The sequence below is a fragment of the Vibrio sp. 11986-1-5 genome (assembly GCF_963878025.1).
Classification (GTDB): Bacteria; Pseudomonadota; Gammaproteobacteria; order Enterobacterales; family Vibrionaceae; genus Vibrio; species Vibrio injensis.
This window is the reverse complement of record NZ_CAWNVW010000052.1, coordinates 197,608-210,046: the sequence shown is the minus strand read 5'-3', so window position 1 is coordinate 210,046 and position 12,439 is coordinate 197,608. Positions and strand designations below refer to the sequence as shown.

Annotated in this window: 11 protein-coding genes; 2 read left to right on the top strand and 9 right to left on the bottom strand. The window is 43.4% G+C overall.

Annotation, left to right across the window (positions count from 1 at the left end; genetic code table 11):
• Positions 1-3 precede the first annotated feature (3 nt).
• The 5 genes from fkpB to murJ all read right to left on the bottom strand — a co-directional run bounded on the left by fkpB (position 4) and on the right by murJ (position 6,778).
• The gene (fkpB, locus tag AACS00_RS15055) at positions 4-435 is read right to left on the bottom strand and encodes an FKBP-type peptidyl-prolyl cis-trans isomerase (RefSeq protein WP_072671334.1); all 432 of its coding nucleotides are present in this window, start codon (positions 433-435) and stop codon (positions 4-6) included.
• Positions 436-654: 219 nt separating this feature from the next.
• The gene (gene lspA, locus AACS00_RS15050; RefSeq protein WP_072671335.1) at positions 655-1,152 is read right to left on the bottom strand and encodes a signal peptidase II; all 498 of its coding nucleotides are present in this window, start codon (positions 1,150-1,152) and stop codon (positions 655-657) included.
• Between the two features lie 33 nt (positions 1,153-1,185).
• The gene (ileS, locus tag AACS00_RS15045) at positions 1,186-4,032 is read right to left on the bottom strand and encodes an isoleucine--tRNA ligase (protein WP_072671336.1); all 2,847 of its coding nucleotides are present in this window, start codon (positions 4,030-4,032) and stop codon (positions 1,186-1,188) included.
• Positions 4,033-4,062: 30 nt separating this feature from the next.
• On the bottom strand, positions 4,063-5,031 hold the full coding sequence (gene ribF, locus AACS00_RS15040) for a bifunctional riboflavin kinase/FAD synthetase (RefSeq protein ID WP_072671337.1): 969 nt from the start codon (positions 5,029-5,031) through the stop codon (positions 4,063-4,065).
• Between the two features lie 184 nt (positions 5,032-5,215).
• A complete protein-coding gene (gene murJ, locus AACS00_RS15035) occupies positions 5,216-6,778 on the bottom strand; it encodes a murein biosynthesis integral membrane protein MurJ (protein ID WP_072671338.1) in 1,563 nt (520 codons plus the stop codon).
• A gap of 356 nt (positions 6,779-7,134) precedes the next feature.
• Between murJ and rpsT the strand changes: the two genes are divergently transcribed.
• Positions 7,135-7,395: a 30S ribosomal protein S20 gene (gene rpsT, locus AACS00_RS15030; protein WP_004394128.1), complete on the top strand. Its 261-nt coding sequence runs from the start codon at positions 7,135-7,137 to the stop codon at positions 7,393-7,395.
• Positions 7,396-7,553: 158 nt separating this feature from the next.
• On the opposite strand, the gene AACS00_RS15025 is transcribed toward rpsT, so the two are convergent.
• Positions 7,554-7,850: an ArsR/SmtB family transcription factor gene (locus AACS00_RS15025; protein ID WP_072671339.1), complete on the bottom strand. Its 297-nt coding sequence runs from the start codon at positions 7,848-7,850 to the stop codon at positions 7,554-7,556.
• 306 nt (positions 7,851-8,156) lie between these two features.
• Positions 8,157-9,047 (bottom strand): transcriptional activator NhaR, encoded by an 891-nt coding sequence (nhaR, locus tag AACS00_RS15020; protein WP_072671340.1) that lies wholly within the window; start codon positions 9,045-9,047, stop codon positions 8,157-8,159.
• Positions 9,048-9,407: 360 nt separating this feature from the next.
• Between nhaR and AACS00_RS15015 the strand changes: the two genes are divergently transcribed.
• Positions 9,408-10,556: a Na/Pi symporter gene (locus tag AACS00_RS15015; protein WP_072671341.1), complete on the top strand. Its 1,149-nt coding sequence runs from the start codon at positions 9,408-9,410 to the stop codon at positions 10,554-10,556.
• Positions 10,557-10,744: 188 nt separating this feature from the next.
• Here AACS00_RS15015 and AACS00_RS15010 read toward each other — a convergent pair whose 3' ends face one another.
• Positions 10,745-11,596, bottom strand: a complete 852-nt coding sequence (locus AACS00_RS15010; protein ID WP_110167870.1) for a thymidylate synthase — start codon at positions 11,594-11,596, stop codon at positions 10,745-10,747.
• Entirely contained in the window at positions 11,593-12,420 is an 828-nt protein-coding gene (lgt, locus tag AACS00_RS15005) for a prolipoprotein diacylglyceryl transferase (RefSeq protein ID WP_072671343.1), read from the bottom strand. Before lgt ends, AACS00_RS15010 begins: the two co-directional genes overlap by 4 nt.
• Between the last annotated feature and the right edge of the window lie 19 nt (positions 12,421-12,439).

Sequence of the window (12,439 nt, the reverse complement as noted above, 5' to 3'; positions counted from 1 at the left end):
AAATTAATCAACGGAGACAATTTCCACATCGAAAATAACTTCTTGACCAGCGAGGGGGTGATTAAAATCAACGGTCACAGAATCTCCGGCTATTGCAGTAATAATCCCCGGAATTTCCATCCCATCAGGACCACTAAATGCCATAATGGTCCCGACATCAACGTCATTCTCACCGACAAATTTACCACGATCCATGTAGTGAATATGATCAGGGTTCGGTAATCCAAAAGCATCTTCAGCGGCCAGTTCTATCACTTTTTTCTCTCCCGCTTGCATACCATACAAGTGATACTCAAAATTATCACTGAGGCTACCATCACCCATGATCAATTTGGCGGGTTTGCCAATATTATGGGTACTATCCGCTACCGATCCATCCTTGAGTTTAATAGTAAAATGTAACGTCACAGCAGAATTATCAACAATGATACTCACGTTATTAGGCTTCCTTAAAATGGTCAATCGCTTCTCATCGAGCGACTTATTATGATCAGTAACAGAAATGATGCACAGGGCACTCATTATTCGATATCTCGCGCTGAGTGATAAACACGTTAGCGTTGTTGCAATACTCCCGACACGTTCTAACAAAAAGCGCCGACCGAATCAACGGACGACGCTTAAGGTTATTCAATCAGACGAGACTTCAAACTGTTATTTTTTATTGCGAAAGCCATCTAAAATAACCATCGCAGCTCCAATACAGATCGCGCTATCCGCTAAATTAAAAGCTGGCCAGTGGTAAGTTTTCCAATAAAAATCCAGATAATCAACCACAAACCCGTGCACAACACGGTCAAAAACATTACCAACCGCACCACCAATGATCAAGGCATAAGCAATGTTATTCCATTTCTCTGTGGCAGGTAAGCGGCGCATCCAATACACCAATAACGCCGTGACAGCAAAGGCAATGCCGGTAAACAACCAACGTTGCCATCCCGCCTGCTCACTGAGAAAACTGAATGCTGCGCCGTAGTTATGAACATACAATAAATTAAAAAATGGCAGTACTTCTATCCGATTATGCCATCCATAACCCATGTTGTTCATCACTACTGACTTGATGCCGATGTCAGCGAGGAAAATCAGTAGCGCTAGCCATAGCCAACGCACACCGGATTGTTTTAACGTTAATGCCTGTTGAGTCATAAATAACCTTGGTAATTAAAGAAACCAATACGATTACGCGAACTGACGTTGTTCACCATCGCCGTCAATGTTAGACACGCAACGACCACAAATGGTTTCATGGCCAGCAATCGTACCCACATCATCGGTATGATGCCAACAGCGCTCGCACTTCTCGGCGTCTACTTTACTGACCTCAACCCATAAACCATTAATCTCGGTCGCTTGAGCGGCGGTGCTTTTTTCACTTAACGGTTTGACGGCAGCTTTAGACGTTAATAGAACAAAACGCAACTCGTTATCCAGCAGCTTTAACTTCGCGGCTAATGAATCATCAACAAACAACGTCACCTGAGCTTGTAACGATCCACCAATCACTTTTTCATTTCGAGCATTTTCGAGTAGCTTATTCACCGCTCCACGAACGTGTTGGATATCGGTCCAAAATGCATTATTAAACGTTTCGTTTTCGTCTAAACCAAGCAAACCTTGGTACCATTCGCTGGTAAAGACGAATTGACCACGAGCTTGACCATCAGCCTGTTTCGTTGGCATAGCATGCCAAATCTCATCGGCGGTGAAGGACATGATCGGTGCCATCCAACGTACTAACGCTTCCACGATATAATACAAGGCCGTTTGACAGCTACGCTGCGCATGGCTACCGCGTTTTGCTGTGTATTGGCGATCTTTGATCACATCTAAATAGAATGAACCCATTTCAATTGAACAGAAATGCATTAAACGCTGTACGACCGCATGGGTGTTGTATTCATCATACGCTTTGATGATCTCTTGCTGCGCAGCCAATGCACGACCGACAGCCCAACGATCCAATGCCACCATTTCCTCAACAGGGATCATATCCGTCGCAGGATTAAAGCCATTAAGGTTAGCGAGGAAGAAACGAGCCGTATTGCGGATTCGGCGATAAGCATCGGCGCTGCGTTTTAAGATTTCATCAGACACCGCCACTTCACCAGTATAATCGGTCGAAGCCACCCACAGACGTAAGATATCCGCACCTAATTTATTGGTGACATCTTTCGGTGCAACCACGTTACCAATCGATTTAGACATTTTACGTCCTTGACCATCAACCACAAATCCATGGGTTAACACCTCTTTATAAGGTGCTTTACCTTTCATTGCGACCGATGAGATCAATGACGATTGGAACCAACCGCGATGCTGATCCGAACCTTCAAGGTACATGTCAGCTTGCGCTCCGTTAAACTCAGGACGAGTATCAACAACCGCGTAGTGGGTTACGCCTGAATCGAACCAAACATCTAATGTATCAAGGACTTTTTCATACTGATCGGCGTCAGCACCTAATAGCTCAGCAGCATCGACATCCCACCACGCTTGAATGCCTTTTTGCTCGACCAACTGCGCGACTTTTTCAATTAACTCAAGTGAGTTAGGATGCAATTCTGCCGTCTCTTTATGCACAAATAGAGCAATCGGCACGCCCCAAGTGCGTTGACGAGAAATACACCATTCAGGACGGCCTTCAATCATACCTTCGATACGACTTTGGCCCCAATCTGGCATCCATTTTACGCCTTTGATTTCACTTAAGGCTTGTTCACGCAGCCCCGCTTGGTCCATAGAGATAAACCATTGAGGCGTCGCACGGAAAATGATCGGCGTTTTATGACGCCAGCAATGTGGATAGCTGTGCTCATAAGCATGGTGGTGCAACAACGCACCTTTTTCTTTCAATACTTCAACCACCGCATCGTTGGCTTTAAAGACATGTTGTCCTGCAAACAATTCGGTATCTGACAAGTAAACCCCGTTTGAGCCGACCGGATTAGCCACTTCAAGTCCGTATTTTTGACCAACGGCAAAGTCTTCTTGACCGTGTCCTGGCGCAGTATGCACCACGCCCGTCCCTGATTCGGTCGTCACATGATCGCCCAAAATAGCGGGAACTGTAAAATCATAGAATGGATGGTTAAACTGAGTCAGCTCAAGCTCTGCGCCGCTAGCAAAGCCTAGATTATGGAAATGCTCAATACCAGCGCGATCCATGACTTGCTTTGCCAATTCAGAGGCAACAATGATTCGCTCTGGTTGTTCACCTTCAACTTGGATAAGAACATATTCTAAATCGTTACGTAAACAAACCGCGCGGTTAGCAGGCAGTGTCCATGGCGTGGTCGTCCAAATCACAATCGAAACGGGACCATGACCTTGATGGCCCTCTGATAAGCCAAATTTTGCTAGTAAGCTGGCTTCATCAGTGGCACGAAAACGGACATCAATCGACGGTGATACTTTGTTCTTATACTCAACTTCTGCTTCAGCCAGCGCCGAGCCACAATCGGTACACCAATGAACTGGTTTAAAGCCCTTAAGAAGATGACCATTATCAGCAATTTTACCTAACGCGCGAATAATATTAGCTTCAGTAGTAAAATCCATCGTACGATAAGGTTTATCCCACTCACCAAGAATACCTAATCGTTTAAAACTCTCTTTTTGTCCTTCAACCTGACCAGCAGCATAATCACGACATTTCTCACGAAACTCAGCTGCCGTCACTTTTTGACCCGGTTTACCGACTTTTTTCTCGACCATTAATTCAATCGGTAAACCATGGCAGTCCCAACCGGGGATGTAAGGCGCATCAAAGCCTGATAAGGTTTTGGATTTAATAATAATGTCTTTAAGAATCTTATTGAGTGCGTGACCAATATGAATGTCACCATTGGCATAAGGAGGGCCATCGTGCAGGACGAAAGATTTTTTGCCTTGTTTCGCTTGACGGATTGCTCCGTACAAATCTTCTTTGTACCAACGTTCTAGCATTTCTGGCTCACGTTTAGCCAGATCGCCACGCATTGGAAACCCTGTTTCAGGTAAGTTCAGGGTATCTTTATATTCACTCATCGATTCTTAATTCCGTTGTATTGGGCGACGTTAGACATTATGCGTATCGGTGGAATCAACCGATTCACTGTAAAGCTGCTGCAGCCACACCCTTGCTGCTTCAGCATCCAATTCAATTTGTTGTTTCAGTGCATCAAAAGATGCAAATTTTTGCTCATCACGCAGCTTATGCAACAAAGCCACTTCAAGTTGCTTGCCGTATAAATTACCTTGGAAGTCAAAAAGATGAACTTCCAGTTGTTGTCGTACACCATTGACCGTCGGACGTTGGCCAATATTCGCAACACCTCCCAAAGGCAATGTTGAAAGCCCATAAACTTTCACAACATAAACACCAGAAACGGGTGATACACATCGTTTAAGAGGAATATTTGCCGTTGGAAAACCAATCGTTCGCCCCAGTTTACGACCGTGAGAAACGCGACCACTAATACTGTAGGCTCTTCCCAACATACTGTCAGCCATTGCTAATTGATCGTTGGCCAAAGCTTCTCTGATTAAAGTGCTACTGACTCGTGATTGCTGAACACAAAAACTTTGTGTGCTGACTACCTCAAAACCGTATTGCTCACCAGCTTGACGAAGCATCGCGAAATCACCTTTTCGGCCTTGGCCAAAACAGAAATCATCACCAACAACCAGAAACTTAACACCCAATTGCCTCACCAACAAGTCACGGATAAATGCCTGCGCGTCTAAATTGGCAAAATGGTGGTTAAAGTTAACACACAGTAGGCGATCAATCCCTAATTTCCCCAACTGAACAAACTTATCTCTTAAACGAGTAAGCCTTGCAGGAGCTTTCGCTTTTAAAAACAGCTCCATTGGCTGCGGTTCAAAAGTCATCACCACTGAAGGCAAATTCAGTTGTTGAGCTCGTTGAGAAACTTGGCTTAATACTTGCTGATGACCAAGATGCACGCCATCAAAATTACCGATGGTTAGTACACAACCACGATGATGAGGCTTAATATTGTGAATTCCGCGGATCAATTCCATTGGGATAAACTTAAAACCTATTATTCTTAATGGTACCGACAACCGATCGCAAGCAAGACTGGGCACGTTAATCTTTACCATTATCAACGGCAAGAAGCACACACCACCAGTACTACAAGATCTGACAATCAGCAGGACATCGCTAATATGGATGTAAAACCGACGGATTATACCTTAATTGTCATTAATCTGTCGCCGCTTTTAAATCTTTTAAACGTATCCCCAACAATAAGGCGGTCAACGAATAAGCGATAGCACCAAACACAATCAACCCACATAACGTCAAAGCTCGCTCAGTTAAACTCCACTTGAGCCAATCAGCCATGGAATCCAACTGCCAAGAGATAGCCATAACCATCACAGCACCCGCTACGACTAAACGAGCAATAAATCCTAGCGTTTGACCAGTCACTTTGTACACCCCTTGTTGATGTAGTCCGCGATAAAGTAAAGCCATATTGATCAAGGCTGATAAGGCTGTTGCCGCGGCTAAACCGACATAGCCAAAAGGCCAAGCAAAAATCGCGTTAAACACAATATTACTCAGCATGGCAATAATGCCATAGCGAACAGGCGTTTTTATGTCTTGTCGTGAGTAATAGCCAGGCGCTAATACCTTGATTAACATAAAATTTAATAAACCAGATGCATAAGCAAACAAAGAGAGTGAAGCCTGATGAACGTCGTGAGCAGAAAACTCACCACGCATAAAAAGTACCATCAACATCGGTTTAGCTAGCACCATTAATCCAAGCATCGCTGGAATACCCAGCAGAATCACCATTCGAACTCCCCAATCCATGGTCTGCGCAAAACCAGCTTGATGAGCATCGACATGTTTACGAGATAAAGCAGGTAAAATAACGGTTGCAATAGCGATTCCAAATAAACCCAGTGGAAACTCAAGTAAACGGTCAGAATAATAGAGCCAACTGATCGATCCTGTTTGTAAAAAACTGGCAATAAAAGAGTCAAATAGCAGGTTAATTTGGCTAACAGATACCCCAAAAAGTGCCGGAATCATCAATGTGCGAATTTTAACCACACCCGGATCTTTCCAAGCCCATTTTGGCCTAACTAACATACCAGCTTGGATCAAAAATGGCAGTTGGAATAGAAACTGGACTAAACCACCTAAAAATACCCCTATTGCCAAACCGATTTCAGGTTTAGCGAGATTAGGCGAAATATACCAAGCAGACAAAATCATCATTACGTTAAGAAATACCGGAGTAAAAGAGGAGACGGCAAATTTTCCTAACGTATTAAGTACAGCACCAGAAAGCGCAACAAAAGTAATAAACCATAAATAGGGGAAAGTAATTTTGAGCAATAAGCTGGCCAATTCAAACTTTTCAGCAGCCGGACCTCCGGATAACCAATCCAAAAACCAACCAGCGCCGAATAGCGCCGTAACGGCACCAGAAAACAGCACACCGATTAAAGTCACGATAGTGACTAGTAAGCCAAGTGTCCCTGAGACTTTAGCGATCAACTCTCGCGTTTTCTGCTTATCACCCGCGGCATGATATTCCGTTAATACCGGAACAAAAGCTTGCGAGAAAGCCCCTTCAGCAAATAGACGACGTAAAAAGTTGGGAATACGATTGGCAAAGAAAAACACATCCGCACTCGCTCCCGCTCCCATTAAATTGGCCACGACAACATCCCGAACCAACCCCAAGACGCGAGAAATAAAGGTCATGGTACTGACGACAATACCAGACTTGAGTAAACGTTTACTCACAGTAACCTCGAAAAGAAAAAACAAAAATATAAATATCAACAATGATTCGGGGGCAAAAACCACCCTTCTCGCCAATTTAGCTGATCGATAACGTCCTTCAAGCTAGGGTCACCACCTGCCGAAAGATAATATCGCCTAATCTTGGATAAGAATGTCAGAATGAGATCAGATAAGTATTAGCATTGCCCAAAAAATACTGTTAGAATCCACGCCATCTTAACCGTGAAAGCCTTGTGATACCAAACTTGTTTGGTTTAGACGGGTTTTTGCACAAATCATTTGACATTCAAGTGCAAATAAGGGATATTTCCGGCCCTTAAATTGTCACCGAACTAAAGTTTTTGGGAGTTAGACCCTTGGCAAATAACAAATCTGCTAAGAAGCGCGCTATCCAATCTGAAAAACGTCGTCAGCACAATGCTAGCCGTCGTTCAATGATGCGCACTTATATGAAGAAAACAGTTGCTGCAATTGCTGCTGGCGACAAAGAAGCTGCAACTGCTGCGTTTGCTGTAGTTACACCAATCCTTGACCGCATGGCGACTAAAGGCCTTATTCACAAGAATAAAGCAGCTCGTCATAAGTCTCGTTTCTCTGCTGCGATCAAAGCTCTGTAATAGAACTTGATATCCATCAGTGATAAAAAAACCGGCTAAAGCCGGTTTTTTATTTATCTGAGAACTTTGATTTTCCGATTTGTCTACTATGATAAACTTTCATTTGCCATAGCACATCGTTTCCTATTTCCATTCAATCAAAGTCCGATGACATCCTATCAATTAGCGCAATATAAACCATGTAAAAGCTCAATCATCGCCTTCACCTCATTGCTGCTCAAGGTATAAAATACCGTTTGCGCCTCTTTGCGCGTCTCGACTAAGCCATCCCGTCTTAGCCAAGCCAAGTGTTGTGACAATGCAGACTGGCTCAACTCTAACTTGCTACATAACTCACCAACGGAAAGTTCTTGATTGTGTAACAAGCAAAGAATTTGCAGCCGCCTCTCATTGGCCATGGCTTTTAATAACACCACTGCTTGAGCGGAATTTTGTTCCATTTGTGCTAGGTTCATGTGTAAGCCCCTTTAAAAACAAAAACTTAAACAAACCAACCTTAACGTGCAATACGCCACAGTAAAAGTGAAGCTATTTAGCCTACGCTCAACAACTTATTATTTTGACGATGAGTTATAACTTTTAAAAGGCAAATCAACACTGCAGTTTGTTTAAATATATCGGCGCATCCAAGATCAGAGCGAACCTTCTATGGATTGACCAATTCGACAGATAGTAATCTATTTGTTAACAATAATATACACCAAAGCAAACGGAAAAAGCACAACGCCGTGAATTGAGACAGGCGTTTCATTAAGGCGAGATCATTCAAAAAAATGACTAAAATCAGTATCACAGACATTTTTCACTGCCGGATGCTGGATCATTCTTTCCGCAAAAATAACATAATATTCTTCTTTAATTTCGTCTAAACGGCTGAGTAAATGTAACGACCCCTCTTGTTCCATTTCTGAACGTAATAATAAAGGAGCCATAAAAATCACATCCGGATGATATAAAGCAAACGCCTTCATTAAAGCCGCATCATCAAACTCTCCCAGAATATTTGGCTGCATACCTTGGCGATCAAACCACTGTCTAACTTTACGGCCCATCGCTGTACGCCCTCCAGGAAGCAGAAGTTTACGCTGGGTGAGTACTGCAGGATATTGCCCACACTCTACCGCACCACTAGAGAAAAATCCCATATGGCTTTCGCCCAATTTTTTACTGAATAATCCCGGACTTTGGCTTGAATCCACCGGACAATCCGAGAGAATCATGTCCAATTTATGTTGAGATAATTGTTCAAGCAATAACTCATGGGTAGATTCAAAGCAACGTAAATGAATCCGATTATCTTCCGGCACGGTGCTCATCAAAATTTTACTGACTAAACGTTTAGAAAGCGCATCGGCAACCCCAACATCGAAGAGCACATTCGAGCGCTGACTATAATTAACAATATCGAGCATCTCGTAACTCAATCCAAACATCCGGTCAGCGTATTTAAACACCAACTGCCCCAGCTCAGTTGGCTCGATACTGCGACCATTACGTTTTGTTAACTTCCCAGCTAACCTATCCTCTAGTGCTTTAATTTGCCCAGTAACGGTTTGAGGAGTAAGAAAAAGGGCATCAGCGGCTTTAGTCACCGAGCCTTGCTTACAAACCATCCAGAAATAGTAGAGGTGATTATAATTAAGATGTGACATGGCGTACTCAATCAATACACAGTTCGTCTTTTATAACAAACTCAGCGCTTACCGGCAAACACTTCGGTTTAACCGAAACATTTGCTAAAACATTCCTTATTTTAGCGAATCAAAAAAAGCAAACCGTCATCATTCAGACATAAAAAACATTATTTTATCGATGAAAACACATCCAGATACAAATACAAAACATCAATAATATTATAGAGTTAATAAATAAATAAGGCGTTAACACCCAGCATTTTAACCAAGCACTGACTTACCGCCCCCTTTGTAATATTACTGAAATATTTGTCATCTAACATCGCGGGCAGATTCAACAACAGACCTCAAATATTTATCAGGTCAATGGAGAACCCCATGATAAACCAAGCGACATCCACAGCGGTGCCAAGCTTAGCAATGACACGTTGGCTACGCTGGATTAACTTGGCACTGATGCTCTACTTATTGTTACTGGCCGTAGCAATGGTCGGCAGCGGATTTAAGTGGTCAACGGGAGAACATGCCAAAGCGCTCTTTGCCTTTGCCGCTCACCCTATCGCCGGTTTGATGATCGGCTTAGTTGCGACGGCCTTAATTCAATCGTCCAGTACCGTTACCTCAATTATTGTTGGTTTAGTCGCAGGAGGTTTACCTGTTGAAATTGCGATTCCAATGGTTATGGGGGCCAACATTGGCACAACGGTCACCAATACACTGGTTAGCCTAGGTCATGTTCACTGTAAGCATGAGTTTAAACGAGCATTTGCTAGCGCAACCATCCATGATTTCTTTAATTTGCTCGCCGTACTCATTTTCTTACCTTTAGAGATGATGTTTGGGATTTTTGAAAAAATCTCTTATTGGTTAGTTTCCCCTCTTATGTCCACAGGTGATATGAGCGTTAAAGGTCTTGATTTTATTGGCCCTGTAACTAAACCTATCATTACTGGACTGCAAGATCAGCTTAGTGTTTTTGGTCATGTCTGGGGTGGGGTTAGCATGATCGTACTTGGGATCAGTATTATTTTTGTCGCGATACTGATGATGGGCAAATTAATGAAGAAACTGATGGTCGGTCCCGCTCGCGATATATTGAAAAGCGCAATAGGTAAAGGCCCTTTACATGGTATCGCTTCAGGTACAGTGGTTACGGTTTTAGTCCAATCGTCCACCACCACCACTACCTTGATCGTGCCTTTGGTTGGATCAGGAGTGTTAAAAGTTCGTGATGTTTATCCTTTCACCCTTGGGGCGAACATTGGAACCTGTATTACCGCTCTTCTAGCAGCGACCGCCGTCTCTGGTGAATTTGCTGTCTTTGCACTGCAAATTGCTCTGGTGCATTTGGTGTTTAATATCAGTGCAACGCTGTTAATTTTTGGGATTCCATTTTTACGTGAACTCCCCCTTAAAGGCGCTGACTGGATTTCGGACCGCGCGGTAAAAAATAAGGCTTCAGTGGCACTCTATTTATTTACGGTCTTCGTTCTTCTACCGGGCTCAGTGTTGACGCTGACAACCTGATTCATAACACTTATCAACTGAACCCAAATAACAACGCCGCCAAAGCATAGTGCTTGGCGGCGTTATTATTACTAGTCGACTCATGCTCCAATCAACACTTCACCGAGATTGATAACGCTTATCTATCGTCATCGTCTTTCTTTGCGTTGGATCTTATCTCACACTACGCATAAAGATAAACGTCATGATTAGACGGAAAAAGGATATTGAATCGGCTCATGATGCTGATAATCCGTTACCGAGAAATCATCAAGCGTTACCCATGTCTCTAAATCTTCCAGTGAACGAATCTCTGGATTAATGTGAAACTGTGCCGCAGGCAGTGGTTGACGCTTTAATTGAACATCACGCATTAATTCCAGTTGGTCTTCATAAATGTGTGCGTTGACAATTTTATGGTAAGCCAAACCCGGTTTTTTACCGGTAATTTGTGCCATAATTGCCAAAAAAACATACACTTGAACCATGTTAAAATTCAGCCCAAGCGGGACATCACACGATCGTTGAGTGCTGTTTAGATAGAGCGTATCGCCCAACAAAGAAAAGTGATGACTATACATACACGGCCGTAAACAGCCCATATGAAACTCACCCGGATTGTAAAAATTGAGAATTTCTCCCCTATCGTCAATACCGCGCGTTAAGTCATCAACAATTTTTTTCAGTTGATCGATATGTCCACCATCAGGCTTAGCCCATGCACGTCCTTGAACGCCATAAACTCGTCCCATATCATCCTCACCTTTACGATAAGGATTAGCCAGCCAAGCCGCATTCATATTCGCATTCGCATCCCATGTTTTGGTGCCTAGCTGACGAAAATCTGCGGCACTGTCATAGCCACGAATATAGCCCAGCAATTCAGCAACCGCTGATTTCCAAAAACTCTTTCGTGTCGTGACTAAGGGAAACTGATTATTTGCCACATCATAAGTGAGATCGGCATTAATCACGGTCAGACAGCGCTTACCGGTTCGTTCGTTCTCAACCCAGATGCCTTGGTCAACAATTCTCTGGCAAAGGTCTAAATACTGCTTCACTTTACAACCTTACTTTTTTGCGGACTATCTTGATACATTTGGCGTTGATACGCCCATACCATTAATATTATTCCGAAGATAATCATCGGCGTAGATAGAATTTGTCCCATGGAGATCACATCACCAAACAAACCGAGTTGCACATCCGGTTCGCGAACAAACTCGACAAGGAAACGGAATGTACCATATCCGATCAAAAATAGCCCAGAAACGGCGCCTAGAGGACGCGGCTTTTTGATAAACCAATTTAAAATAAAAAACAGTACGATCCCTTCTAGTACCAATTCATAAAGTTGTGATGGATGGCGCGGTAATGGCCCACCATTCGGGAAAACAAACGCCCAAGGAACATCGGTCACTCGTCCCCACAGTTCAGAGTTCATGAAGTTACCGAGCCTCCCCATGCCTAAACCGAACGGCACTAAAGGAGCGACAAAATCAGCAACACCAAAAAAAGTACGTTGCTGACGACGAGCGTACCAATACATCGCCGTTATCACGCCCAGTAAACCACCGTGAAAAGACATTCCACCAGTCCATACTTTAAACAGATACAAGGGATCGGCTAAGAAAAGCTCAAAGTTATAAAAAAGAACATAGCCAACCCGTCCACCAATCACAACGCCTAAAAAGCCAGCAAAAAGCAAATCTGAAACCTGTTCTCGTGTCCATCCACTGCCGGGCTTATCAGCTCGGCGATTAGCTAACCACATAGCAAATAGGAAGCCAAATAAGTACATCATTCCGTACCAACGCACAGAAAGCGGGCCGATAGAAAATAACACCGGGTCAATATTAGGAAAAGTAAGATAGCCTTGAGACATAAAATAGCGTTCTCTGTCT

Bases quoted from the DNA above. Each gene is read 5' to 3' on its own strand.
- lspA (WP_072671335.1), bottom strand. From the start codon at position 1,152: ATGACTCAACAGGCATTAACGTTAAAACAATCCGGTGTGCGTTGGCTA.
- ileS (WP_072671336.1), bottom strand. From the start codon at position 4,032: ATGAGTGAATATAAAGATACCCTGAACTTACCTGAAACAGGGTTTCCA.
- ribF (WP_072671337.1), bottom strand. From the start codon at position 5,031: ATGGAATTGATCCGCGGAATTCACAATATTAAGCCTCATCATCGTGGT.
- AACS00_RS15025 (WP_072671339.1), bottom strand. From the start codon at position 7,850: ATGAACCTAGCACAAATGGAACAAAATTCCGCTCAAGCAGTGGTGTTA.
- nhaR (WP_072671340.1), bottom strand. From the start codon at position 9,047: ATGTCACATCTTAATTATAATCACCTCTACTATTTCTGGATGGTTTGT.
- AACS00_RS15015 (WP_072671341.1), top strand. From the start codon at position 9,408: ATGATAAACCAAGCGACATCCACAGCGGTGCCAAGCTTAGCAATGACA.
- lgt (WP_072671343.1), bottom strand. From the start codon at position 12,420: ATGTCTCAAGGCTATCTTACTTTTCCTAATATTGACCCGGTGTTATTT.